Source organism: Microbacterium sp. P5_B6 (assembly GCF_056400345.1).
On sequence record NZ_JBFULL010000005.1, the window covers coordinates 244,690 to 269,402 of the forward strand.

The window sequence follows — 24,713 nt, forward strand, 5'->3', positions numbered from 1 at the left end:
ATCGGTCAGCTGAGCTGGAGGGTGATCGTCCCGCTCCTCTGCGTCGGCTCGCTCACCCGGGACACGCACACGCAGATCTTGGAGCTGGCGTCACGCTGGCGTTCGCTGTAGAACACGTCCCGGTGGTCGATCACGCCGTGCAGGTCGAGCACGCGCGCTTCGCACAGCCCGCACTCCCCCTTGCGGCAGTCGTAGAGCGCTTCGACCCCCGCGCCTTCGAGCGCTTCGAGCAGGGTCGCCGACGGCGGGACGACCGTCTCGACCCCCAGTGCGGGGATCCGGACGGTGAAGGACTCGGCTTCGTACCAGCCGCTGTTGCCGAAGGTCTCGAAGCGCAGCTGCGCGGGTGCGAGCTCTCGCTCCAGCCACGCCCGCCGGACGGCATCCATCAGCCGGATCGGTCCGCACATGTACAGCTCGCCTGCGGGATCGACGCTTCCGATGAGCTCGGTGACGTTCAGAGTGGTGCCTTCGTGGCGCACGTGCACGTGAAGTCGGGCGCCGTGGGTCGCTTCGAGTTCGGACAGATAGGCCATCTCGGCCCGCGACCGACCGCAGTACACGACGCGGTAGTCGGCGCCGATGGATCGGAGGGATGCCGCCATCCCGGCGATCGCGGTGATCCCCACGCCGCCGGCGAGGAGAACGTAAGAGGGCGCGCCGAAGCGCAGCGGGAAGTCCTGGAGCGGCTCGGTCATCTCGATCACATCGCCCTCGCGGAGGGCGTGCATCACCGCCGCTCCCCCGCGCGATGCCTCGGATTCGAAGACGCTGATCGCCACGGTGAGGCCCGCGGGTGCCGCGTCGACGATCGAGTACGACCGGGTGACGTCGTCGCCGTCGATCGAGATCCGCACGTCGACATGCGACCCCGGGGGCGCGGTGACGGGATGATCGGGACGCAGGACGATGCGACGGATCGCCGGAGTGAGCGCGATGTTCTCGACAACCGCCGCCCGCTGCCAGACGACGGTGTGCGCGCTGGCCACGCCTACGCTCCCACGGCCGCGGGTGCCGGCATCCGGCCCTCGGCCGCTAGCCGACGCTCGATCAGCCGACGCACCCACATGCCGCCGGCGTCGATGTTGAGGCTGTAGAACTCGTAGTCCGGGTTGGCGTCGATCGCGGCCTGCTGCGCCGCCAGCATCGCCTCGTCCTCGCCGAAGACTCCGTGCACGCCGTTGCGCAGCTGGGTGGTGATGAGCTGGCTGTCGAGGCGGTAGTTGCGCTGGAACGACCAGAAGTAGTGGCAGGTGCGGTCGGTCTCGGGCGAGATCGTGTTCATCACGTACCCGTTGACCCCCTGGCTGCGGTCGCCCTGCGGAGCGCCGGTGCCCGCCTTCGCCACACCGACGTCGATGCGGATCGTCGAGGGCGCTTCGAAGTGGATGATCTGCCACCGGTCGACGCGCCCCTCGAACCCGGGGAACTTGTCGCGCATGTTCTTCAGCCAGAACGGCGGCGGCTCGATGTCGAGCATCCATCGTTCGACCTTCACCGTCGTGTCGGTGTGCGTGGTGACGAAGTCCGATTCGCTGAGCTCGTCCTGACCGATGCTCGACGAGTGCACGAACTCCTCGTGCGTGAGGTCCATCAGGTTGTCGAGCACCAGCTGGTAGTTGCAGGGCGCGTAGATGAGCTCGCCGTCGCCGGTCCACTCCGGGTCGGTCATCTGGCTCATGTCGGGAATCATGTCGGGATCGGCCAGCGCGGGGTCGCCGACCCAGACCCACGCGTACCGGTACCGGTCGACGATCGGGAACGACGGCACGAGCGCACTCGGGTTGATCGTCTCCTGAGCGGGCATCGAGACGCACCGCCCCGCCGAGTTGTAGCGGATGCCGTGGTACGGGCACTGGATCTCGTCCTTGCCGACGACCTTGCCCATCGACAGGGGCGCGAGCCGATGCCAGCACGCATCCGCCAGGGCCACCGGGCGGCCGTCCTCGGTGCGGTACAGGGCCAGCGGCCGGCCGGCGATCGTGCGTGCGAGCGGCTTGCGCGTGATCTCGTAGTCCCACGCGGCCACGTACCAGGCGTTGCGCGGGTGATCCAGAACCTTGCTGGTCGTGCTCGTCTGCATGCCGACTCCCTCGTCAACTATCTATGTAGGTAGATAGTACAGAATCGAGCGCGCTCGCGACTACAGTTCGGCTCATGAGTCTGCGCTTCGCCCTTCTCGCCCTGCTCACCGCGCAGCCGATGACCGGCTACGACCTCGCGAAGGCATTCCACAGTTCCGTCGGGCACGTGTGGCACGCGCCGAACTCCCAGATCTACCCCGAGTTGCGCAAGATGGAGCAGGACGGCCTCATCGCGGGCGAGAACGTGACCTGGGGCACGCGCGGCACCAAGACCCGCTACGAGGCCACTCCCGCCGGCGTGCAGGCATTCCGGGCATGGATGGAGACGCCGCTGGAGTACTCCCGCGAACGGGACCCCGCGCATCTGCGCGCCGCGTACTTCGAATGGACGGATGCCGCCACCGCACGGGCTCAGCTGCGCGCCCATCGGGCGCACCACGAGGAGCTCCGCGCGCAATGGCTGGAGCAGCTCGAGTTGATCCGCGCGCGGGAGCATCCCATCGTCAAGCGCCGTCTGGAGAAGTTCCCCGCGAGCGAATGGGAGCGCATCGTCGCGTTCAAGGAGTTCGCCTATGAAGGCCTCATCGCGCAGGCGGACCAGGAGATCGCCTGGACCGAACGAGGACTCACGCTGGTGGACCGGCTCGAGAGACGAGGGGACGCATCCGGGATCCCCGCTTAGAGATCAGCCCCGCGCGGAGTCAGACGAAGCGCAGCCAGTTCGCCCCGCTGCCGGTCTCGACGCGCTCGATCAGCTGCAGGTCATCGCCGTCGACCGAGTACAGCGAGACGAACGTGGAGCGTTCCCCTGCCGCGACCAGGTGCCGGCCATCGGGGCTGAGGGCGAAGCCGCGTGGCTGCGGCTCTGTCGGAATGAACCGCCGCGCCGGGCTCAAGGTGCCGTCCGCGTCGACCGCAACGGCGGCAAGCGTGCTCGCGCTGCGCTCGGACGCCCACAGCGTGCGTCCATCGCCGCCGAGATGCAGGTCCGCGCCCCAGATGAGATGCCCCGCCCGCGGGTCCGCCCCGAACGTGCTGTGGCGAAGTCCTGCCGACGGATCGAAGGCCGTGGCTGACCCGACCTGCGAGAGCAGCCCCGTCTCGGCATCCCGCGCGTAATGGAGCACTTCGCCGGAGAATTCGGTGAGCACGTAGACAGCATCCTGGTCACTGCTGAACGCGAGGTGGCGTGGTCCGCTGCCGGTGGGCGCGGGCACCGAGGCGGGCTCGAGCGGCACGAGCGAAAGGTCATCCTCGAGAGCGAACTGCGCGATGAGGTCGGCGCCGAGCGACACGAAGTAGGCGAATCGGCCGTCTGCGCTCGCGAGCACCGAGTGCAGGTTCGGGTAGGCGATCCGCGAGACAGGTTCGCCGACGCCGTCGGGTCCGGCCGGGGCAGTGATGCCGTACCCCCCGCCGTACGAGGCGCCGAGGAACACCGATCCGCCACGGCTCAGGGCCACGTAGTTCAATCCGCCGCCGTTGAGATCACGACGCGCGATCGGCGTCAGGACGCCCGTTGTGCGGTCGAGTGAAAGGGTGACGATCGCGGCCGGATCGCCCTTGACGGCCGCGTGGACCAGGGACCGGGTCGGGTCGGCGACGAAGGTCGAGCAGCCCGGAAGGCCCTCGGTCGTGGCGAGCCTCTCGAGCGAGTCGCCGGAGAAGCGGAAGGAGGAGATCGTGCCGTCGCCGGCGTTCGCGACCAGGACAAGAGGATCGGTCATGCCTCGATGCTACGAGAATGCTTTTCGGACGCTCGACACAAAATCGTCGAATGACGATGCCGCCGGAGCCCGCTGCGTCCCGTTAGGCTTCCTCCCATGGCGGCAGCGCGCGACGGAGCCCGCTCGACCGGCACGGTCGCGCACAAGGTGCTCAACAACAACGTCGTGATCTCGCTCGACGAATCGGGTCGCGAGCGCGTCCTCATGGGCAGGGGCCTCGGCTTCCAGCTCAAGCCCGCCGATGTCATCGACCCGGCGAAGGTCGAGAAGACGTTCGTGCTGGATGCCGGGGCCGACGGCGACCGCGAGAAGCAGCTGCTGAGCGACGTCCCCTACCCCGTCATCGAAGCGGTCACGCATGCGGTCGACGAGGCCGAGCGGATGCTGGGCCGCCAGCTGGGCCGCCATCTCACGATCGCGGTCATCGACCACATCCAGTTCGTCCTGGAGCGCCTCGATAAGGGCCTGCGGATCCCGACGACGACGATGCCCGAGCTGCGCGTGCTCTATCCGCAGGAATACGAGGCGGCCCAGCGCATGGCAAGCTCGATCGCCACAGCCCTCGAGCGTGACCTGCCGCCCGAGGAGTCGGTCTTCCTCACGATGCACGTGCTCAACGCGACGCGCGACGAGCCGAACGGCACAGCAGCTCTTCTGCTGAGGCGCGTGCAGCACGTGGTCGACGTCGTCCAGCACGATCTCGGCGTGCACCTCGACACCGGCAGCCCCGACTACGCGCGGTTCGTGCTGCATGTTCAGTTCCTGCTGCAGCGTCTCGTGAACCGCACGATGCTCGCCAGCGGAGACACCTCGTTCTTCGAATTCGCCCGGCGCAGCTACCCCCGCTCGTTCGCGATCGCGGAGGACGTCAAAGCGTATGTGCACGGGGCCACGGGCTCCGAGCTCACCGACGAAGAGCTGCTCTATGTCATCGTCCACGTCGAGCGTCTGAAGACCCAGCTGGCGTCGAGCACCGCCGAGCCCATGGTAGAGTGACCGACGCAGGGTTTTTCAGCCCTGACGAGCATTCCGGATTGTTACCGCTTCGGCGGGCAAAACCTGAACTCACATCGCGTTTCGCGCGATGAACGAGTTCAGGTCTTTTTTTTGCCCTGAAACAGGCGATACGGCCCRGGATGCCCGCAAGAATCACACGGCTGCAGTGGAGCGGCGAAAGGAAGGCGGATCCCGATGGCGGATTACGCGAAGACCGCGGCGGGMGTCCTGAAGGGCGTCGGCGGCGAGGAGAACGTGAAGTCGCTCGTGCACTGCGCGACCCGGCTTCGATTCATCCTCAAGGACGAGGCCAAGGCGGATGCCGCGGCCCTGAAGTCGACCCCGGGCGTGATCACGACGGCACAGGCCGGCGGTCAGTACCAGGTCGTCATCGGAAACGACGTGCCCGAGGTGTACGCCGAGATCGGGAAGATCTCGAAGTTCGGCGGAGCCGGCGAGGCGCCGGCGGTGGAGGGACCCAAGGGCAACCTCTTCAACCGCTTCATCTCGATGATCTCGGCGATCTTCACTCCGCTGCTGTGGACCCTTGCAGGGACGGGTCTGCTCAAGGCGTTCCTCGCGGCAGCCGTGACGTTCGGATGGATCGCGGTCGACACGACGACCTATGTCCTGCTCAACGCGCTGTCGGACGCGTTCATCAACTTCCTCCCACTGGCACTCGCGATCACCGCCGCGCGCTACTTCAAGGCATCCGAGTTCACCTCGCTCGCGATCGCCGGCGCGCTGCTGTACCCCTCGATCACGGCGATGGTCGGCGCGGAGGCCCTCAACTTCCTCGGCATCCCGTTCACGATGGTCAGTTACGTCTCGAGCGTCATCCCGATCATCATCATCGTCTGGCTGCAGAGTCACGCGGAGCGATTCCTCTACGCGAAGCTCCCCGCGGCGATCCGGCGCTTCGTGACGCCGATGATCGTCGTGCTCGTCGCCGTGCCACTCGTCTTCGTCGTGATCGGCCCCATCTCGGCCATCATCTCCGGCTGGGTCGGCGGCGGCATCGGATGGCTCTTCGCGACGGCCCCGTGGCTCGGAGGTGCCGTCATGGGCGGCCTCTGGCAGGTCTTCGTGATCTTCGGTCTGCACTGGGGACTCGTGCCGCTGTTCACCCTCGAGTTCCAGACCACCGGACAGATCCTCCTCATCGCGCCGGTCTTCKCCGCCGTCCTCGCGCAGGCTGGTGCTGTCGCCGGCGTCTGGGTGCGGGCACGAGACAAGAACCTCAAGTCGCTCGCCGCTCCCGCCACGCTCTCCGGCTTCCTCGCCGGCATCACCGAGCCCGCCATCTACGGCATCAACCTGCCGCTCAAGCGCCCCTTCGCGTTCGGCGTCGTGGGGGGCGCGGTCGGCGGCGCGATCCTCGCCATGGGCGGCGTCTTCTCCACCGCATTCGTCGTCCCGTCCGGCCTGGCCCTGCCTGCCCTGTTCGGCAACGGCAACATGGTCGTCCTCGCGATCGGCCTGGCCGTCGCGATCATCCTCCCGTTCCTGCTGACCGTGCTCGTCGGCTTCAAGGAGCCCGAGGCGATGGAGGCTGCTCTCGGCGAGACCAACGACATCGAGGTGCTGAGCCCGCTGGACGGCGTCGCCGTGCCGCTGAGCGAGGTGGCCGATGCTGCCTTCGCCGACGGCTCCCTCGGCCAGGGAGTGGCGATCCAGCCGCGCTCGGGTGCCGTGTACGCGCCTTTCGATGCGACGGTCGTCGCTGCCTTCCCCACCGGCCACGCGTTCGGGCTGCGCCACGCGGACGGCGCCGAGCTGCTGATCCACATCGGGATCGACACCGTCAAACTCGCCGGCAAGCACTTCACCGTCGCGGTCACCACGGGCCAGCAGGTGAAGGCGGGTGACCTGCTCGTCGAGTTCGACGGCGACGAGATCGCTCGGGCCGGCTACGACCTGACGACACCGGTCATCATCACGAACCCCGATCTGTACCCGAGCATCGGAAACGCGGCACGCGGTCCCGTCGCCCACGGGGAGCCCCTGTTCTCGGCGCTGGCCGTCGAGTCGGCACTCGTCTCGAAGTAGAACCCGCGAGGGGCGGGGTGCCCACACATCCCGCCCCTCACCCTGACTGGAGCCAGAATGACCACCACCCCGTTCCCCTCGCAATTCCTCTGGGGCGGCGCCACCGCCGCAAACCAGCTCGAGGGCGCCTATGACGCAGATGGCAAGGGTCCGTCCGTGCAGGACGTGCTGCCTCGCGGCGGCATCGGCGCACCGCGCACGGCCACACCGACGCCCGACAACCTGAAGCTCGTCGGCATCGACCACTACCACCGCTATGCGGAGGACATCGCGCTCTTCGCTGAGATGGGCTTCAAGACGTATCGCTTCTCCATCGCCTGGAGCCGGATCTTCCCGAACGGCGACGAGACAGAGCCGAACGAAGCGGGTCTCGCCTTCTACGACCGTCTGCTCGACGAACTCGACAAGCACGGCATCGAGCCGCTCGTGACGATCTCGCACTACGAGACCCCCCTGCATCTCGCCGAGGCCTACGACGGCTGGACGAACCGGCAGCTCATCGGCTTCTACGAGCGCTACGCGCGCACGCTGTTCGAGCGGTTCGGATCTCGCGTGAAGTACTGGCTGACCTTCAACGAGATCAACTCGCTGCTGCACGCTCCGTTCATGTCGGGCGGCATCAACACCCCGGCCGAGGAGCTCACGAAGCAGCAGCTCTTCCAGGCGATGCACCACGAGCTGGTGGCATCCGCCCGCGCCACCCGCATCGCTCGCGAGGTCGCTCCGAACGCGCAGATCGGCTGCATGGTGCTGTCGATGCCGGTGTATCCGCTCACGCCGTCTCCCGTCGACGCCCTCGCGACTCTGGAGGCCGACCACGCCAATCTCGTCTACGGCGACGTCCACACCCGCGGCAGCTACCCGGGATACTTCCTGCGGACTCTCCGCGAGAACGGCATCCAGCTCGACATCACCGAGCAGGATCGGGAGGACCTCACGAATACGGTCGACTTCGTCTCGTTCAGCTATTACATGAGCATCTGCGAGACCGGCGACCCGGCGAAGAAGGTCTCGGGCCAGGGAAACATCATGGGGGGCGTCGCCAACCCGACCCTTCCGGCCAGCGAGTGGGGCTGGCAGATCGACCCGATCGGGCTGCGCCTGGTGCTCAACCAGTTCTGGGACCGCTGGCAGAAGCCGCTCTTCATCGTGGAGAACGGGCTGGGAGCGCGCGACCAGCTGGTCGAGGTCGACGGAGTCAAGACCGTGATCGACGACTACCGGATCTCGTACCTGAACGACCATCTCGTTCAGGTCGGCGAGGCCATCCTCGACGGCGTCGATGTGCTCGGGTACACCACCTGGGGATGCATCGATCTCGTGAGCGCCTCCACGGCACAGCTGAGCAAGCGGTACGGCTTCATCTACGTCGATCGCAACGACGACGGCACCGGCACTCTCGAACGGCACCGCAAGAAGTCGTTCGACTGGTATGCGGAGGTCATCAGCACCAATGGCGCGAGCCTGACGCGCTGAATCCGGGCGCGGGCCGCAGCCGACAGGCTGCGGCCGATCCGCAGGGCACCTGGTCTACCTGAGCACGGGCCGGTCAGCAGGTGACATCCACCCGGACGTCCAGGCCATCGGCTTCGACGGCGCCATCACGAACGGCGGCGCCTTCGCCACCAGCGACGGCGAGACCGTGCTCGCCCGCACGATGCCGGTCGACGCCCTCGCCCAGCTCACCGAGTACTTCGACGCGCACGGCACGCACTATTTCCTCCAGTCCGACACCGGTGTGTATGCAAGTGCGGGTGCCCGCCGGCTCATGGATGAGGTCATCGGCGCCCTCCGCGGCGAGGTCGAGCCCTCGGTCGCTCCGAGATTCCGCGACCTGTCTGAGGCGGATCTCACGCAGATCGCGAAGGCCGTCTTCATGAGCGAGTCGGCCGGCATGGTGACTCAGCTGCAGGCCGACCTGGGCGAGCTCTTCCACGTCGTCCCCGGCAGCATGCCGCTGCCCGGCGGATCCAACGGCGAGGTCGGGATGCGGGGCACGACGAAGGGATCGGCGATCCTTCACGTGCTCGAGCGCCTCGGTGTCGATCCCTCCACGGCGATCGGCATCGGCGACAGCTGGAACGACGTCGAGATGTTCGAGGTCTGCGGGGTCGGCATCGCGATGGGCAACGCCGATCCCGAGCTGCAGGCGCTGGCCGACGAAGTCACGACGAGCGTGAGCGCCGACGGCGTCTACAACGCGTTCGTGCGCCACGGCCTGGTCTGACGCGAGCGACGGCACCGTTCGTAGATGTGAGGCACTCCTGCGAAGGGTGAGTCTCGAAGGACACGGGACGGTCGGAACCCCGGCGGGCGGCAGCCAAGGAGAATGGGACGGTGATCGATCCCCTCGAGTTCTCGCCCTGGGACTTCTGGCGCGACGCGGACCCCGCCGCACAGGAGCGGCAGCGGGCACTCCAGGCGGATCTCGGAGCGCGGCCGGGCCACAGGTTCGGCGTGGACTGCTTCATCTCCGACGCGGCATCCGTCGAGAATGAGGAGCTCCAGCTCGGTGACCGGACCTATATCGCTGCGGGGGCATACGTCACGGGCAGCCTCATAGCCGGGCGGGATTGCAGCATGAACCCGTACGCGGTCATTCGCGGGAACGTCCGGCTCGGCGACGGTGTGCGCATCGGAGCGCACACGTCGATCCTCGGCTTCAATCACACGATGTCCGACCCTGATGTCGAGGTGTTCCGTCAGCCGCTGCAGAGTCAGGGCATCACGGTGGGCGACGACGTCTGGATCGGGTCCCACGTGGTGATCCTCGACGGAGTGGCCATCGGCGACCGGTCCGTGCTGGCGGCGGGAGCGGTCGTGACGAAGGACGTGCCCGGCGGGGCCATCGTGGGCGGCAACCCCGCGAAGCTCATCCGGTGGAGGGTGCCACCCGGCGACACGGCGGAGCCTGAGGCGCAGAGCCTCGCGACCCGCGTCTCCGACTTCGCGGACCGGGCTCGATTTCAGGCCGGTGCGATCCTCGATCGCGCGTGGATGCCGGAGGCGCGGCTCTTCCGCGACAGACCCGGCGCCGGGGTGACGGTCCGGGCCCAGTGCGATGCCATCGAGATCGCAGACCTGCTGCTCGGCAGCGCGCCCCCACAGCTGCCCGCCGAGGAGCAGATCGCCCGCCTGCAGGAGTGGCAGGATCCGACAACAGGCCTCGTCGGCCCGCTCGGCGGCTCGGGGGCACAGCGACCCGCCGACCCGGCGGACCCCGATGCGGCGTACCACGTCCTCAGCGTCGGCTACGCGCTCGACCTCCTCGGAGCGCGATTCGAAGCGCCGATCAGACTCGTGACGGACTCGAGCGCTGCCGTGATCGAGGCCCTCTCGGCCCTCCCGTGGTCGGCGAATCCTTGGCACGCAGGACACTGGGTCGACGCGTACGGCACAGCGATCCGCTGGAGTGCCGATCGAGGGGACGCGGTTCCGGCGGGCTTTGCCGAGGCGCTGTTCGGCTGGCTCCTCACGCGGGCATCCCCCGACACCGGCATGTGGGGCACGGCCGACGGCTCCGGCGACCTGCTGCTGGTCGTGAACGGGTACTACCGCGCCACGCGGGGAACCTTCGCCCAGTTCGGCGTGCCCGTCCCGCACCCCGAACGCGTCATCGACTCGGTGCTGCGCCACGCCCGGGACGCCCGGCACTTCGCACCAGGCCGGCTCGACGCGTGCAACGTGCTCGACATCGCCCATCCGCTCTGGCTCACACGCGACACGGGATACCGGTCCGCTGAGGTCGAGGCTCTCGCGCGACAGCTCCTCGATGAGGCGCTGGGCGCGTGGGTGGACGACCGCGGATTCGCGTTCCGGCTTCCACATGCGACCACCCGTGGGCTCGCCGAGACCGAACCGGGCCTCCAGGGCACCGAGATGTGGCTCGCGATCGTGTGGTACCTCGCCGATCTCTGCGGCGTGGCATCTTCGCTCGGCTACCGGCCGCGTGGCGTGCACCGCCCAGAGCCCGCGGCATCCCTCGCCATCAGCTGACGAGCAGGACGCGCAGGATCAGCGCGCGTCTCGCAGCACCGCGGCGAGCGCGTCGAGCTGGGTCGCATCCTCGAGCGCTGAGCCGACAGCCGCGACGCGCACGCCGGCATCCAGGAATGACGCCACATTCCCGGCGTCGAGGCCGCCAGTCGCGACGAAGCGCACCTGCGGGAACGGCCCGCGGATGTGACGGAACCAGTCCGTGCCCAGCCACGCGGCAGGAAACGCCTTGAGCCAGGTGAGCCCCAGCGAGACGCCCAGCTGAACCTCCGACGGCGTGGCGACGCCGGGCAGGATCGGGATGCCGCGCTCCCCCGCCGCCCGCACGATGAGCGGGTCGATTCCGGGCGAGACCAGGTACGCGGCTCCCGCCTCGGCGGCCTGCACGACCTGTTCGGGCGTGACGATCGTGCCGGCGCCGACGACCTTTCCGCGCTCGGCGGCGAGGCGCACCACTTCGCGAAGCGCGCGCTCGTCCTCATCGGTCTGGAGCGGGACTTCGACGGAATCGATGCCGAGGTCCCACGCCGTCGCGGCCAGGCGCGCCGAACGTTCGACACCCATGCCGCGCAGGATCGCCATCACTGGTGCACCCGCGAGAGCCTGCTCGAAGAACGCGGAATCGGTCATATCAGCTGCTCTCCTCGACGAAGTCGCCGGTCGTTCGCAATGTCAGCGCGGCACGGCGGTGGCCCGCCCGGAGTCTCTCGCCCGGGTCCTCGCCTGACAGCCTGGCAGCAAGGTAGCCGCCCGCGAAGGCGTCGCCTGCTCCGACCGCCTCGACGACCTCGACCCGCAGCGCCGGCTCGAACACCCGCAGCGTCCCGATGTAGGCGGTCGCCCCCACGTCGCCGTCCTTCACGATGACCTCGGGCACGTCGGGGAACAGTTCGCGGATGTCGTCGTCGCGCTGCGTTCCCCACAGCGCTTCGGCTTCGTCACGGCCGGTGAAGAGGACATCCGCGCGGCGCGCGAGGGCGGCGAGCGGAGGGGCTGCGGCCTGGAGGCTCCACAGAGCAGGCCTGTGATTCACGTCGAAGCTCACGGGGATGCCCGCCTCCTGCGTACGTTCGATCACCCGCGCGAGGAACGCGGCGGCCGACGCCGAGATCGCGGCGGTGATCCCCGACACATGGACGAGGTCGATGCCCCTGAATGAGAGGTCATCCGCATCGACCGGCGAAAGGTGCGACGCGGCCGAGCCCGCGCGATAGTAGGCGACGCCGCGCCCGGGGTCCTTCACGTAGAGCCCCGTGGGATGCTCGTCGTCCCGGTCGACACGCGCCGTGTCGACCCCTCGGGCAGTGAGCTGCGCGAGCAGTCGGTCGCCCAGCGCGTCCGAGCCCAGCCGGCTGTACCACGCCGCCCGATGGCCGAGGGCTGCGACGTGGGCGGCGACGTTGGACTCGGCTCCCCCGGCGTCCAGCCGGAAGCGGGTGGCCGTCGCCACCGACTCCGCAGTCTCAGGAGCCACCATCGCCATCGTCTCGCCGATCGCGAGCAGCGTGCGCTGTACCACGAGCGGCTAGCGCAGATCGGTGACGGGGGCCGCGTCCATGTCGTCGAAGGCCTGGTTCTCGCCGGCCATCGCCCACACGAAGGAGTACGCGGCCGTGCCGACGCCCGAGTGCAGCGACCAGCTCGGCGAGATGACGGCCTGTCGGTCGGCGATCACGAGGTGACGGGTCTCTGTGCGCTCTCCCATGAGGTGGATGACGCGAGCATCCTCGGGCACGTCGAAGTAGAGGTAGCACTCGGTGCGGCGGTCGTGGGTGTGCGCGGGCATGGTGTTCCACATCGAACCGGGATGCAGCTCGGTCACGCCCATCACGATCTGGCATGAGCGCACGCCGTTCTCGTGGATGTACTGGTTGAGCGTGCGGCGGTTCGACGTCAGCTGGTCGCCCAGCTCGCGCACGGTCCCCTCGCCGGGTGAGACCAGGGCTGCCGGGTAGGTCGTGTGGGCGGGCGCCGAGAAGAGGTAGAACTGCGCGCCCCCGGCGTCCGGGCCCGTTGCCTCGGCGTCAGCGTCAGCATCGGCGTCGGCGAAGGTCACCTCCCGGATGCCCCGGCCGAGATAGAGGCAGGCCCCCTTCACCAGCGTGTAGACCTCGCCGTCTGCCGTCACCGTGCCGGCGCCGCCGACGTTGATGATGCCGACCTCGCGGTGCTCCAGGAAGTAGTCGCTGCGGATCTCGGGGTAGCCGCCCAGGGCCAGCTGGCCACCCGCGGGAACCGCGCCGCCGAGGACGATGCGATCGTGGTGCGTGTAGGTGACACGGATCTCGCCGGCCGCGAACAGATCGGGAACGAGGTAGCTCGCCCGCAGCTCCTCACTGGTCATGCCCGGGATCTGAGCGGGGTTGGTGGCGTAGCGCTGCTGCATGGGAGTGCTCCTTGTGGGTGTTTTCAGGTCAGCGGACGAACCGGCCGCCATCGACGGGGATGACGGCTGCGGTGACGGCAGCCTCCTGCGGTGCGACGAAGGTCGTGCTGAGCTCGCCGATCCCCGAGATCCGCACGGTCACGGCGTCTCCGGCAGCGAGGGGGCGATGGGCGGCCTGCGCGTCTGCGAGCTTCTGGGGAGTGCCTGTCGAGATGACGTCGCCGGGCTGGAGGGTCATGACCTGGCTGAGGTGATGCACGACGAACGCGACGGAGAACACCGTGGTCGAGGTCGACTGCGACACCGTGACGACCCCATCCCGCACGACCTCCACAAGCAGGTCCTGCGGATCGGCGATGGCATCGGCCGTCACCAGCCACGGACCGAGCGGCGCGAAGCCGTCGAAGCACTTGCCGAGGGCCCACTGGCTCTGCTTTCGCTGCCACGAACGATCCGAGACATCGTTGAGGATCGTGTATCCGGCGACATGCGCGAGGGCCTCCTCGACCGACACCGCGTGCGCACGGCGCCCGATGACGATGGCGAGCTCTCCCTCGTAGTCGGCATCCGTGGCGACGGACGGGATCACGACCTCATCCGCCGGACCGGCGAGGGTGTTCGGCGTCTTGACGAACACGTCCGGGGTGGCGGGATCATCGGCAGTGGGGTCGACCCCATCGGGCACGTGCCCGCGGTAGTTGTACCCGAGGCAGAGGATCTTGCCCGGCGTCACAGGCGCCGCGAGCGTGGTCAGATCCAGCGCAGGCAGCGACGCGGCATCCGCCTGAGCCACCTCGCGTCGCGCGGCGGCGAGTGCGGCGTCGTCGGCGATGAGCGCGATCACATCGTCGGCGAGGTGCCCGAGGTCGAGGACTCGGTCCCCCTCGCCCGTCGCCACGACAGCACCGGGGCGGACGCCGCGGGCGCTCCTCAAGCTGACGAGCCTCACCAGTACCTCGTCCAGTCGGGGCGGGTGACGCGCATGAGGGCCTCGAGGAAGAAGTAGTCGCCCCAGAGCGTGCCTTCGTCCACGCCGTTGTCCTTCGGGAGGTCGTACACGCCATGCAGCAGCAGGGCGTCCGCGTCCTCGGGGTATTCGGGCGTGTAGTTCTCGATGAGGGAGGTCAGGATCGAGTGGGCCCGCTCCGTCCAGGTCTCTGCGCGGGCCGCATCCGTCTCGACGCTCGCCAGCTCGAGCAGGCCGCAGACGGCGATGGCCGCGGCGGAGCTGTCACGCGGCGCGGTGCTGCCGTCGGTGTAGACGAGATCCCAGAAGGGCACCTCGTCGGCCGGCAGGTGGGCGAGGAAGTAGTCCGCGCAGCGCCGGGATGCGTCGAGCAGGCGCTCGTCACCGGTCTCGGTGAAGTTCATCGCGAAGCCGTAGATGCCCCACGCCTGCCCGCGTGCCCAGCATGAGTCATCGAACGCACCCTGCTCGGTGGCACCTCTCAGCGCCTCGCCGGTGTCGGCGTCCCAATAGAAGGTGTGGAACGTCGAGTCGTCCTCGCGCAGAATGTGCTCACGCAGCTGCGCGGAGTGGCGCCGGACCGCGTCGGCGAAGCGCTCGTCGCCCGTCTGCTCGCCGGCCCACGTGAGCAGCGGCATGTTCATGAGGCTGTCGATGATGGTCCGACCCCGCTGAGCGGGATCGGACAGATCTCCCCACGCCTGGATGATGCCGGCCGGTTCGAGGAACCGGCGCATCAGGTGCTCCGCCGCGAGCAGCGCCGCCGCCCGTGCATCCTCGTCGTCGAGCAGCCGCCAGGCCGCGACGGTCGACAGGGTGTACAGGAACCCGAGATCGTGGGTCTCGAGGTCTTCCTCCGCACGCACGCGCCGCTCGAAGTCGGCCGCGTCAGCGAGCGCGGCATCCCGGAACTCATCGTCCCCGGTGAGCTCCCACGCGAGCCAGAGCTGACCCGTGCGGAAGCTGGTCGTCCAACCTCGGTTGCCTCCGACACCGATGCCGCCCGCCGCCGGGCGGAGYAGATAGCGCTCCGAGGTGGTGGTGTCATCKGGGTAGCGCGGGCCGAAGGTCGAGATGTTCCGGCGGATCGTCGACAGCGCAGCGGCGATCGCCGTGTCGGTCGAGGTCCTGCTGATGCCCGGGACGGGCGGGGTGGACGTCATTGAGGGGAGTCTTTCGTTCAGGGAGGCCTCGCCCGCGCTACGCGGCGACGACCCCATCGAGATCGAGCACGGGACGCAGCGTGAAGCGGGAGTTCGTCCACGCGAAGAAGAGGATCGCGGATGCTGTCACGCCCACTCCGATGGCCGGCGCGGCCGTGAACACGCCGGCCTGCACCACGAGCGCCACGAGCGACACAGCAGTGAGGTACCAGCGACGGATGCCGAGCACGGCGCTCGCCCGGAGCACGTCGAGGAGCGGCGCCCGAGGCGCCTCCGCGATCGCGACGAGAGCGAGGAGGCCGACCGCGACCGTCAGCACGGCGAGCACCCCGAGGAGCGGCACGACGACCACGGCCGCGGACGTCGCGGACAGCATCCGCACATCCACGAGCGCGATCGTGACCACCGCGACGACGACCGCGCCGACGACGAGCGCCCGACGCCAGGTGTCGCGGAGTCCCGCCCGGAAGGCGCGGATCGGGCCGAGCCCGCCCTCCGCGTATTCGCGGAAGGAGCGGAACGCGGCCGCGACGCCGGGCGCGGAGAGGGGCGCGGCGAGCGCCAGGAGCGGCCACGAGTGCATCGGATCGGTGGTGACGAGCAGCACCACGAAGGGGAGGCACGACACCAGCAGGAGAAGGTTCACGATCAGGCCGAGGTACAGCATCCCGATGATGCTCGCCCAGTTCTGGTGCGATACGAGGTGCTTCATGTCAGCCCTTCAGCCCGCTCGTGGCGATGCCCTCGACGAAGTACTTCTGTCCGAGCAGGAAGATGATCGCGATCGGGATCACCGAGATCGTCAGGCCCGCGAACAGGAGCGCGTAGTTCGTGTCGTAGAGGTTCGAGACGAAGCTCTTGAGCCCCAGCTGGATGGTCCACAGGTCCGGGTTGCGCAGATAGATGAGCGGTCCGAGGTAGTCGTTCCAGGTGTTGACGAACGTGAGGAGGGTGAGGCTCGCCAGGGCGGGGATCGACAGCGGGAGCATGATCCTGCGCCAGATCGCGTACTCGCTGAGGCCGTCGAGACGCGCGGCCTCGGAGAGCTCCTCGGGGATCGTCTCGTAGAACTGCTTCATCAGGAAGACGCCGAACGCGCCGAACGCCTGCAGCAGGATGATCGACCACAGGGTGTTCGACACCTTGAAGTTCGACAGCAGGATGAACTGCGGGATCATGTAGGACTGCCACGGCACGGCGATCGTCCCGACGTACAGGAGGAACAGCACATCGCGGCCGCGGAAGCGCATCCGGGCGAAGCCGTAGGCGGCGAACGAGCCGGTGAGCACCTGCAGGAACGTCACCACGACCGCCAGGAACAGCGTGTTGCGGATCCAGACGAGCATGTTCGACTCGGTCCAGATGTCGATGTAGTTGTGCCAGACGAACGTCTCGGGCAACCACTTCACCGGCACCGAGAAGACCTCGTTGGCCGACTTGAGCGAGCTCAGCACCATCCATGCGAACGGAGCGAGCAGGCCGATCGCGAAGATGACCAGTCCGACGTACATGGCGATACGCGCAACGCGCCTGCCCGGAGTCAGAGTCCTCGTGTCGATGTCCGCGCGGCGCGGCTCCTCGCCGTCGGCGAGTCGGCGCAGCCCGCGCCGCGACGATGCGGGGGCGGTGAAGTCGGATACCAGGAGTTCGGCGTCCGTTTCGATCTGCTCGGCCATCAGATGCTCCGCTTCCTGTTCCAGAGGAACTGCAGGATCGTCACGATGATGCACATGAAGAAGAGCACGACCGCGGCCGCCGAGGCGTAGCCGAACTGGCTCTCTTCGAAGCCCTTGCGGTAGATGAACTGCGACATCACGAGCGTCGACTGGCCGGGGCCGCCCTCGGTCATGACGAGGATGAGGTCGAAGATCTTGAACGAGTTGATCGTGAGCATCACGGTGACGAAGAACATGGTGGGACGAAGGCACGGGAGGGTGACGTTGACGAACCGCTGCCAGATGCTGGCTCCGTCGACCCGGGCCGCTTCATGCAGCTCCCGGGGAACGGTCTGGAGCCCGGCGAGGAACAGGATCATGTAGTAGCCCATGTCGCGCCAGGTGCTGACGATGACGACGGCGGGCATCGCCCACTGGGGCGAGGTGAGCCAGCCGGGAGGGTTCTGGATGCCGATGAACCGGAGGAACTCGTTGATCGGGCCGTACTCGGGGCTGAAGAGAAGGTTCCAGACCACCGCGATCGCGACGATCGAGGTGATGTAGGGGAAGAACGCCGCTGTGCGGAAGAAGGCGACGCCGCGCAGCTTGTTGTTGAGCAGAAGCGCGAGACCCAGCGAGACGACGATCGTCAGCGGGATGTGCATCGCCGAGTAGTAGAGCGTGTTGATGACCGAGATGCGGAAGCTGCCGTCGCCGATGAGGCGCTGGAAGTTCGCGAGCCCCACCCAGTCGGCCTTGCCGAACACGTTCCAGTTCGTGAACGACATGTAGAAGAGCACGATGATCGGAACGAGCGTGAGCAGTGCGAACCCGATGAAGTTCGGGAGGATGAAGCTCCACCCGATGAGGGCGTTGCGCAGCCGCAGCCTCGAGCCGCGGCGGTAGGCCGGGACGGGCGGCGCAGCCTGGGGCTCGGTGGCGATGATTGTCGCCATGGGGACCTCCGGTTTCAGGAAGAGTGGGGGCGGTGGCCGGCCCGGCCCGAGTCAGGCCGGGCCGGCCACCGAGGGGACTCAGTCGAGTCCGACCTCATTGGAGACGCGGTCCTGCGCCTCTTTGATGGCCTGGTCGACGGGGGTCGAGCCCGACATGATCGCCGTGTGCATGTCGTTGAGGATGCCCTGGATCGCCGCCGTCTTGCTCGACGTCGGGTTCTCCGGGTGCACCTCGTGGGTCGAGTACGCGAACTTCGACAGGTCGTCGGTGGGTGCACCGTCGACGGCGAAGTAGGTCTCGACGACCGGGTCGGTCAGGAGCGCCGGGGTGATGCCGATGCCCGCGAGGACCTCAGCGCCCTTCTCGCTGGCTGCGAAGGCGAGGAAGTCCTTGGCGGCCTGCACCTTGGAGTCGTCGATCGCGGCGTTGATGCCGAAGCCGGTCGGGTCTCCGAAGGTCACGGGCGTGTTGTCCAGGCCCGCGGTCGAGTCGTCCAGCTGCGGGATGGGAGCGATGCCCCAGTCGAAGTCATCCGCGTCGCCCGAGGCCTGCTGGGCGATCAGCGTCGCGACGAACCACGTGCCCATCTGCAGCATCGCGGCGTTCTGCTTGCCGAACTCGCCCTGGTAGGTGAGCTGGTTGGCAGCGCTCGTGTTGTAGTCGATCTGGTCGCCCGCGGCCTGGAGATCGAGCACGTTGTCGTAGAAGGGCGCCATGTACTCGTAGTCGCCCTCGAGCACGTCGGTGTCGGACTGCGCACTGGCGAAGCCCTGGACGGTAGACTGCCAGCGGTGGAGGTAGGCCGCCTTTGCGGCGCTTCCGGATGCTGCGAGACCCGAGTTCAGGTCGGCAGCGGCGTCGTTGTAGTCATCCCACGTCCACGAGCCGTCGGGGTAGTCGACGCCCGCCGCGTCGAAGAGCGCCTTGTTGTAATACAGGACCCAGGAGTCGTTGCGGTAGGGCACCGCGTACGACGCGCCGTCGACCTCGTACGAGCCTGCGCCGCTGATGCCGTCAGGAAGCTCGACATCCGACACGTCGAGGAGCTGGCCGCCTTCGACGAACGTCGGGACGAACTTGACCTCCTTCTGCGTGATGATGTCCGGGCCTGAGCCCGCGGCCAGGTCGGCGGTGAGGAGGGTGTTGTACTCCGCCGCGTCATAGCCCTTGAGCTCGATCGTGACGTCGGGGTTCTCCTCGTGGAACGCGTCGGCCAGCGCCTGGAACTCGGGCGTGGTGTCGAGGCTCCAGCCGGACAGGCTGAGGGTGACGGGGCCCGCGGACTCCGAAGGCTCCGAGCTTTCGCCGGCGCCGCTGCTGCAGGCGGCGAGCGCCAGCGTGGCCACGACGGCGACGCCGGCTGCTGCTGCGAATTTGCGCTTCATTCTTGCTACTCCTTTGTGATTGCTGAGAACCCGCCTTCGGGTCCCCGTCGGGCTGCCGGTCCGCTCAGGCGGGACCGGGGTCTGCGAGGCGACTCGTGGTCACCAGGCCGTCGGGCCAGGTGGCGGTCACCGTGGTCTCCCCGTCGCGCTCGTCGAGCGAGACGGAGGGTTCGGCTGTCGAGACGGCCGGGAGGCCGGCCAGCTCGACGAGCGCGGCGACCCACTCGCCGGCGGCGAGAGGGTGGTCGATGTAGGGCACGACGGCGTCGGGGCCCAGGGGGCTCGCGTCGCGGCGCGAAGCGATCCCCGGCGTGCCGCCTCCGAGGAGGGAGCGGATGCCGCTCCGCAGCCTGCCGGTTCGCACGACGGCTTCCACGCCTTGGGCGTCGCCTGCCGGCATGTCACCGGCGAGAGGCCACCCCCCGATACGGAGGATCAGTCCTGCGCTGTTGGACGCGAGGGCGTCGGCGCGCATCACGCGCAGCTCCCAGGGCCCCCGGACGAGCGAGTGGACCGTGAGCCGGGCCGCCACCTCGGCGTCGCCGTCGATCCCGGACCCGTGGCGGTGGAGGGCGGGCCGGGGGGCGAGCCAGTGGGCGCGCGAGGTCGACGCGGCGATGCCGAGGCGGCCGTGCTCGTCATCCTGGATCCGCACGTCGATGAGCGTCATGGCCGCACGGTGCGTGGCCCTGCCCTGAGAATCGACGATTGCGACCGACTGCTCGAGCGGCTGCTCCCAGCCGGTCGCGTCGACGAGCGGGCTCGTCGCGGTGGAGTAGCCGATGCGCGCATAGAGCGGGGAATCGCCGACGAGGCTGCCCTCGGCGGCGTGGTCGGTGCCGTGGTTGACAAGGCGGACGATGCCGTCGTCGCTCGTTCCCGACACGATCCAGCCCGCGGAGCGGACCGCGCGCAGAGTGTCGTCCACCTCGACCGGCAGGGGTTCTGCCGCCGCGGCCCACACCGGGTGGTCGGCCGGAAGCGAGATGCCGATCAGTCCCTTCACCGCCCAGTAGGGCGAGCCCGGCCCGGAGTAGGACTGCGCGAGGGCGCGCCACTCGTGGTGCCAGCCCATGGTGAGGAGGCCGTCCTCGCGGTCGGGCACGCCGTTGCCCGCGAAGTGGCCGACGATGCGGTCGGCGGCGTGACGCAGGCGCCCGGCTGACAGCGAGGGAACCTGGGCCATCACGCCGATCCAGAACGGGGCCGCGGCCGCGAAGCGGTAGATGAGGCTGCGGCCCTGGATCATCGGCGAGCCGTCGGCGCCCACCAGGGCGATGGCGTCGAGGAGGAAGCGGTCCAGCGCGGCGACGTCCGAGGCGGTCCGGCCGGCGGCGAGTTCCGCCGCACCCTGCATCCGCGCCCACAGGACCGGATAGAGGTGCAGCGCCCAGCCCACGTAGTGGTCGTACGACCGCTCGAAGCCGTCCGACAGCCATCCGTCTTCGCGCACGAGCGAGTCATGGAGGGCGAGGTCGGCCGCGATGTCGTCAGCCGACCAGGGACCGCCGACGGAGCGGAGGAAGGTCTGCACCACCACCCGGAACCACAGCCAGTTCGTCTTCGGGTAGCTGTCGTCTCCGACCACCGGAGCGAGATAGTCGATGACGCGCTGCTGGGTCAGCCCATCGAGCCGATCCCAGATCCACGGCCGCGTCATGTCGAGGACGAGCGCGATCGAGGCGGCCTCGACCTTCGCCTGGGGGTGCTCGTCGAGGCGGACCCACCGGTCGTCTGCGTCGGGGTCCACGCCGGTCGTCACACCACGCCGGTAGAAGTCTGCGAGGTCGTCGAGCCCCTGACCCTGCTCGCCGACGATTCGGAAGCCGGCCAGGAGGAAGGTGCGGGCGAACCCCTCGAGACCGTCCACTGCGCGGCCGTAGCCGCCCTCCTCACCGGGAGGGGTGATGCGGGCAGCGCCCGGAGAAGCCCAGGCGCGGGCCCCGGCGAGCAGGCGGTCGGCGTACTCGAGCCATTGATCGCGCGTCCAGTCGGCCGCGTGCGCCGCAGTGTGCGGCGCCGTCTGCTGGTCGATCGACACGCAATCTCCTTTGAGTGAGTCGTTCGCTGAATGAAGCGATCGGTTGGGAGCGTATCAACCGAAATTGATCATTGCAAGGAGTTTATAGATTGGTTATGATCGTTTCTGATCGGTTTCCTCAACGCGACGCCGCGTTGGCCGTTCGATGCAGAGGAGTCGGCCCGAACGATGGTTGCCCAGACGGATGCTGTCGACCTGCGAACCGCTGCGTCGTTTCGGGGCCCGTTGGCCGATGTCTTCGAACGCCAGGCGGGTGTCGCTCGCGGCGGCCTCCCGAGTGTGCTTCCCTCCCTGCTCAGAGCACCCGGGGACGCTCTGCCCGTTCCTCCGGGAGCCGATCGCTCGGGGTGGCCGGGTGCCGTCGATGCTCCCACGGCCGACGCGGTCCTCGCCCGCGCCTCAGCCGACATCGGTCTCCCCTGGCCCCAGCCCCGCGCGCACGATGCCGCCAGGGTGCACTCCGACGGCGACCGCGACACGTGGGAGCAGGCCGCCTTTGCGCGCCAGCGGCGCCTGAGCCGTGCGGTGGTCGCGGCCGCCGTGACCGACCAGGACGACTGGTACGCAGAGGTGCTGGACGGCGTCATGATGCTGTGCGAGCAGAGCTCGTGGTGCTGGCCCGCCCATGACGATGTGTTCCGCGAGCGCGGATGGGTGCTGGGCGACGTGGATGCCCCGTACCTCGACCTCGGTGCGGGCGAGGTCGTGGGCCAGCTCGCCTGGCTCGACCACCTCGTCGGCCAGGACCTCGAGGAGCGGTATCCGGGTGTGCGGGCACGCATCCGGCGCGAGGCCCGCCTCCGTGTGATCGAGCCGTTCGTCGGACGCCGGGAGTGGCACTGGCTGGGGCTCGACGGCGACGTCCACAACTGGAGCCCCTGGATCCACGGCAACGTGCTCGTCGCGGCGCTCGTGCTCATGGAGGCCGACGACCCCGCGCGCGCCGAGGTGGTCGCGCTCACCATCGAGGGGATCGACCGGTACGTGGCGGTGCTCCCCCGCGACGGCGCGATCGACGAAGGCTACGCCTACTGGTGGAACGGCGCCTGCCGGGCCCTCGAGGCGCTGGACATCCTGTCCTCCGCGACGGACGGCCGCCTCGACGCGTTCGAGGTGCCCGCGCTCCGCGCCACGGTCGCCTTCCCCCACCGGATGCACCTGGGTGGATCGTGGTACCTCAACCTCGCCGATGGCCCCGCGCGGCCACCTCTCGCGCAGCCATGGCACTGTCTCCACCGCGCCGCGCGTCGGGTGGGAGACGCGGACGCCGAAGCCCACGCCGCCGCCCACCGCGGGCGTGCGTCGGAGAGGTGGGAGCCGGGCGCTGATCCCCACGGGGGTGCCGCCGCGGATGAGATGGATGGCCTCGGTCGTCTGCTGCGCGGGATGACCGACCGGGCATGGGTCGCCGCCGCGGAGGGTTCGTCGCCGCTTCCGCGCGATTCGTGGCTGCCCTCGACTCAGGTGCTCGTCGCACGCCAGGCCGCCGGTTCGGCGGCCGGACTCGCGCTCGCGGTCAAGGGCGGGCACAACGGCGAGCATCACAATCACAACGACGTCGGCTCGTTCGTCATCGCCGCGGACGGCGTGCCCGTGATCGTCGACGCGGGACGCCCGACCTACACGGCGCAGACCTTCGGCCCTGACCGGTACGCGATCTGGACGATGCAGAGCGGCTGGCACAACGTGCCGGTCATCGGCGGGCGGGAGCAGCTGCCGGGCCGGGAGCATTCAGCCCGCGGCGTGGCGGTCGAGGTGTCGGATGAGGCGACCTCACTCAGCCTGGACATCGCCGGAGCCTACGACGGGGTGGCCTCGTGGCACCGCTTCGCGCGACTCGAGCGCACCGGGCGCGTCGCGATCGACGACGCGTGGGATGCCGTCGGCCTCGACGGCGAGACTTCGGTGCGACTTCTGATCGCGGGCGAGGTGGTGATCGAAGGCGACTCCGCCCTCGTGACCCCGCTCGAGGATGCGACACCGGTGCGCGTGCGGTGGAGTGCCGCCGCCGCGAGGCTCGTCCAGCGCGAGCTGGACGATCCGATGCTGTCCGCGGTGTGGGGCGAACGCCTGACACGGCTCGACCTGATCCCAACCGCCGTGGACCGCCTCTCGGTCACGGTAGAACTAGTCAAGACGACCGGTGAGGACCCCCGATGACGGACCACGAGATCCAAGCTCCGCTGGGCGCCGAGCGCCGCGCCTACGTGATGGCGGCGCTGGGCCGCGAGGGCGTCGTGCGCATCGCGCAGCTCATCGACGAGCTCGGCGTCGCGCCCGTCACGCTCCGGCGCGACCTGGCGCAGATGGAGCAGGAAGGGCTGCTGGTGCGGGTGCACGGCGGCGCGGTGCCGGCCGGCGACGCCGGGTCAACCACGGGGACGCCTGCGGGCGGCCCCGTGGTGGACGCAGGGTCGATCGCGGTGCTCGTCCCCTCGCTGAACTACTACTGGCCGGGGGTCGTCCGCGGTGCGGAGGCGGAGGCCAAGCGGCTCGGCATGGGAGTCGTGCTGCGCGGGGCTTCGTACGAGCTTCAGGACGAGCGCCCGGTGCTGGAGCGGCTGGTGCACACCGACAACGTGCGGGGACTCATCGTCGCGCCCAACACCGACACGCCCCACGCGCAGGATGTCGTCCAGTGGCTCGCCCAGTGCGGAGCGCCGAGCGTCCTGGTCGAGCGGGACGCGGTGCTCCTGCCGGGAGGCACTCCCGTCGAGTCGGTGACGACCGACCATGCTCTCGGCGCCGTGCTCGCCGCGCGCCATCTCGCCGCGCTCGGCCACCGCAAGGTGGGGCTGATCATCTCGCGCGACTCCCCCACCTCGCGCAAGATCACGCGGGGATGGCAGGCGGCGTGCCGCGAGCTCGGACTCACACCGACGGATCACTTCGAGTCGATGCTCCCTCCGCGCACCAGCCCCGACTTCTCGGCCGTCGTCGATGCGGCCCTGGACTCCGCGCTCACCAACGGCGTGACTGCTTTGGTGGTCCACTCCGATCCCGAGGCGATGGCATTCGTCGACCTCGCACTGAACCGCGGCATCTCGGTGCCCCACGACCTCTCGGTGATCGCGTACGACGATGAGGTGGCCGAGCTGTTCACGCCCGCGCTGACGGCCGTCAGTCCGCCCCGCGGCGACGTGGGCCAGGCCGCCGTCGACCTGCTCGCGCGGCGTCTGGACGACCCGAACCGACCCGTGCACCGAGTCGTGCTGAGTCCCACCCTCAACGTGCGCGGATCGACAGCTCCGCCGCGTCGCGCCTGACCTGATCCCGCCCGTCGCGCCGGCGCATGAGGACGGTCCGG

Annotated in this window: 21 protein-coding genes; 8 read left to right on the forward strand and 13 right to left on the reverse strand. The window is 68.9% G+C overall.

Annotated elements, in window-relative coordinates:
* Positions 1–5 precede the first annotated feature (5 nt).
* Both AC1DP3_RS09235 and AC1DP3_RS09240 read right to left on the reverse strand, forming a co-directional pair.
* Entirely contained in the window at positions 6–989 is a 984-nt protein-coding gene (locus AC1DP3_RS09235) for a PDR/VanB family oxidoreductase (protein WP_477292861.1), read from the reverse strand.
* 2 nt (positions 990–991) lie between these two features.
* Positions 992–2,083, reverse strand: coding sequence for an aromatic ring-hydroxylating oxygenase subunit alpha (locus tag AC1DP3_RS09240; RefSeq protein ID WP_477292862.1), 1,092 nt, complete (start codon positions 2,081–2,083; stop codon positions 992–994).
* Between the two features lie 74 nt (positions 2,084–2,157).
* Here AC1DP3_RS09240 and AC1DP3_RS09245 point away from each other — a divergent pair, with 74 nt between their 5' ends.
* The gene (locus tag AC1DP3_RS09245) at positions 2,158–2,766 is read left to right on the forward strand and encodes a PadR family transcriptional regulator (RefSeq protein ID WP_477292863.1); all 609 of its coding nucleotides are present in this window, start codon (positions 2,158–2,160) and stop codon (positions 2,764–2,766) included.
* A gap of 19 nt (positions 2,767–2,785) precedes the next feature.
* On the opposite strand, the gene AC1DP3_RS09250 is transcribed toward AC1DP3_RS09245, so the two are convergent.
* Positions 2,786–3,811 (reverse strand): lactonase family protein, encoded by a 1,026-nt coding sequence (locus tag AC1DP3_RS09250; RefSeq protein ID WP_477292864.1) that lies wholly within the window; start codon positions 3,809–3,811, stop codon positions 2,786–2,788.
* 96 nt (positions 3,812–3,907) lie between these two features.
* On the opposite strand from AC1DP3_RS09250, the gene AC1DP3_RS09255 reads away from it, so the two are divergent.
* From AC1DP3_RS09255 to AC1DP3_RS09275, 5 genes are all read left to right on the forward strand, one after another.
* Positions 3,908–4,807 (forward strand): PRD domain-containing protein, encoded by a 900-nt coding sequence (locus AC1DP3_RS09255; protein ID WP_477292865.1) that lies wholly within the window; start codon positions 3,908–3,910, stop codon positions 4,805–4,807.
* A gap of 195 nt (positions 4,808–5,002) precedes the next feature.
* Positions 5,003–6,856 (forward strand): beta-glucoside-specific PTS transporter subunit IIABC, encoded by a 1,854-nt coding sequence (locus AC1DP3_RS09260; RefSeq protein WP_477292866.1) that lies wholly within the window; start codon positions 5,003–5,005, stop codon positions 6,854–6,856.
* Between the two features lie 57 nt (positions 6,857–6,913).
* Positions 6,914–8,332, forward strand: coding sequence for a glycoside hydrolase family 1 protein (locus AC1DP3_RS09265; protein ID WP_477292867.1), 1,419 nt, complete (start codon positions 6,914–6,916; stop codon positions 8,330–8,332).
* Positions 8,333–8,381: 49 nt separating this feature from the next.
* Positions 8,382–9,083: an HAD hydrolase family protein gene (locus tag AC1DP3_RS09270; protein ID WP_477292907.1), complete on the forward strand. Its 702-nt coding sequence runs from the start codon at positions 8,382–8,384 to the stop codon at positions 9,081–9,083.
* Positions 9,084–9,193: 110 nt separating this feature from the next.
* Positions 9,194–10,852 carry an acyltransferase gene (locus AC1DP3_RS09275; protein WP_477292868.1) on the forward strand — a complete coding sequence of 553 codons (1,659 nt, stop codon included), beginning with the start codon at positions 9,194–9,196 and terminating at the stop codon, positions 10,850–10,852.
* Between the two features lie 18 nt (positions 10,853–10,870).
* On the opposite strand, the gene AC1DP3_RS09280 is transcribed toward AC1DP3_RS09275, so the two are convergent.
* The 10 genes from AC1DP3_RS09280 to AC1DP3_RS09325 form a co-directional block, all read right to left on the reverse strand.
* Complete coding sequence (locus AC1DP3_RS09280) at positions 10,871–11,482, reverse strand: bifunctional 4-hydroxy-2-oxoglutarate aldolase/2-dehydro-3-deoxy-phosphogluconate aldolase (RefSeq protein WP_477292869.1); 612 nt, start codon at positions 11,480–11,482, stop codon at positions 10,871–10,873.
* 1 nt (position 11,483) lies between these two features.
* A complete protein-coding gene (locus AC1DP3_RS09285; RefSeq protein WP_477292870.1) occupies positions 11,484–12,371 on the reverse strand; it encodes a sugar kinase in 888 nt (295 codons plus the stop codon).
* A gap of 6 nt (positions 12,372–12,377) precedes the next feature.
* Complete coding sequence (kduI, locus tag AC1DP3_RS09290) at positions 12,378–13,238, reverse strand: 5-dehydro-4-deoxy-D-glucuronate isomerase (RefSeq protein ID WP_477292871.1); 861 nt, start codon at positions 13,236–13,238, stop codon at positions 12,378–12,380.
* A gap of 28 nt (positions 13,239–13,266) precedes the next feature.
* Positions 13,267–14,172 (reverse strand): fumarylacetoacetate hydrolase family protein, encoded by a 906-nt coding sequence (locus AC1DP3_RS09295; RefSeq protein WP_477292872.1) that lies wholly within the window; start codon positions 14,170–14,172, stop codon positions 13,267–13,269.
* 11 nt (positions 14,173–14,183) lie between these two features.
* A complete protein-coding gene (locus tag AC1DP3_RS09300) occupies positions 14,184–15,368 on the reverse strand; it encodes a glycoside hydrolase family 88 protein (protein WP_477292873.1) in 1,185 nt (394 codons plus the stop codon).
* Positions 15,369–15,405: 37 nt separating this feature from the next.
* Complete coding sequence (locus AC1DP3_RS09305; protein WP_477292874.1) at positions 15,406–16,080, reverse strand: ferredoxin-NADPH reductase; 675 nt, start codon at positions 16,078–16,080, stop codon at positions 15,406–15,408.
* Between the two features lies 1 nt (position 16,081).
* Complete coding sequence (locus AC1DP3_RS09310; protein WP_477292875.1) at positions 16,082–17,044, reverse strand: carbohydrate ABC transporter permease; 963 nt, start codon at positions 17,042–17,044, stop codon at positions 16,082–16,084.
* Positions 17,044–17,979: a carbohydrate ABC transporter permease gene (locus AC1DP3_RS09315; RefSeq protein WP_477292876.1), complete on the reverse strand. Its 936-nt coding sequence runs from the start codon at positions 17,977–17,979 to the stop codon at positions 17,044–17,046. Before AC1DP3_RS09315 ends, AC1DP3_RS09310 begins: the two co-directional genes overlap by 1 nt.
* Positions 17,980–18,057: 78 nt before the next feature.
* Positions 18,058–19,365 carry an extracellular solute-binding protein gene (locus AC1DP3_RS09320; RefSeq protein WP_477292877.1) on the reverse strand — a complete coding sequence of 436 codons (1,308 nt, stop codon included), beginning with the start codon at positions 19,363–19,365 and terminating at the stop codon, positions 18,058–18,060.
* Between the two features lie 64 nt (positions 19,366–19,429).
* Positions 19,430–21,406: a DUF2264 domain-containing protein gene (locus tag AC1DP3_RS09325; RefSeq protein WP_477292878.1), complete on the reverse strand. Its 1,977-nt coding sequence runs from the start codon at positions 21,404–21,406 to the stop codon at positions 19,430–19,432.
* Positions 21,407–21,574: 168 nt separating this feature from the next.
* On the opposite strand from AC1DP3_RS09325, the gene AC1DP3_RS09330 reads away from it, so the two are divergent.
* Both AC1DP3_RS09330 and AC1DP3_RS09335 read left to right on the forward strand, forming a co-directional pair.
* Entirely contained in the window at positions 21,575–23,566 is a 1,992-nt protein-coding gene (locus AC1DP3_RS09330) for a heparinase II/III domain-containing protein (protein ID WP_477292879.1), read from the forward strand.
* Positions 23,563–24,672, forward strand: coding sequence for a LacI family DNA-binding transcriptional regulator (locus tag AC1DP3_RS09335; RefSeq protein ID WP_477292880.1), 1,110 nt, complete (start codon positions 23,563–23,565; stop codon positions 24,670–24,672). The genes AC1DP3_RS09330 and AC1DP3_RS09335 overlap by 4 nt, the downstream gene beginning before the upstream one ends.
* The last annotated feature ends 41 nt before the right edge of the window (positions 24,673–24,713 follow it).

Excerpts from the sequence above, each read along its gene's own strand:
- AC1DP3_RS09240 (WP_477292862.1), bottom strand. The coding sequence starts at position 2,083 with ATGCAGACGAGCACGACCAGCAAGGTTCTGGATCACCCGCGCAACGCC.
- AC1DP3_RS09245 (WP_477292863.1), top strand. The coding sequence starts at position 2,158 with ATGAGTCTGCGCTTCGCCCTTCTCGCCCTGCTCACCGCGCAGCCGATG.
- AC1DP3_RS09250 (WP_477292864.1), bottom strand. The coding sequence starts at position 3,811 with ATGACCGATCCTCTTGTCCTGGTCGCGAACGCCGGCGACGGCACGATC.
- AC1DP3_RS09255 (WP_477292865.1), top strand. The coding sequence starts at position 3,908 with ATGGCGGCAGCGCGCGACGGAGCCCGCTCGACCGGCACGGTCGCGCAC.
- AC1DP3_RS09265 (WP_477292867.1), top strand. The coding sequence starts at position 6,914 with ATGACCACCACCCCGTTCCCCTCGCAATTCCTCTGGGGCGGCGCCACC.
- AC1DP3_RS09280 (WP_477292869.1), bottom strand. The coding sequence starts at position 11,482 with ATGACCGATTCCGCGTTCTTCGAGCAGGCTCTCGCGGGTGCACCAGTG.
- kduI (WP_477292871.1), bottom strand. The coding sequence starts at position 13,238 with ATGCAGCAGCGCTACGCCACCAACCCCGCTCAGATCCCGGGCATGACC.
- AC1DP3_RS09305 (WP_477292874.1), bottom strand. The coding sequence starts at position 16,080 with ATGAAGCACCTCGTATCGCACCAGAACTGGGCGAGCATCATCGGGATG.
- AC1DP3_RS09310 (WP_477292875.1), bottom strand. The coding sequence starts at position 17,044 with ATGGCCGAGCAGATCGAAACGGACGCCGAACTCCTGGTATCCGACTTC.
- AC1DP3_RS09315 (WP_477292876.1), bottom strand. The coding sequence starts at position 17,979 with ATGGCGACAATCATCGCCACCGAGCCCCAGGCTGCGCCGCCCGTCCCG.
- AC1DP3_RS09320 (WP_477292877.1), bottom strand. The coding sequence starts at position 19,365 with ATGAAGCGCAAATTCGCAGCAGCAGCCGGCGTCGCCGTCGTGGCCACG.
- AC1DP3_RS09330 (WP_477292879.1), top strand. The coding sequence starts at position 21,575 with ATGGTTGCCCAGACGGATGCTGTCGACCTGCGAACCGCTGCGTCGTTT.
- AC1DP3_RS09335 (WP_477292880.1), top strand. The coding sequence starts at position 23,563 with ATGACGGACCACGAGATCCAAGCTCCGCTGGGCGCCGAGCGCCGCGCC.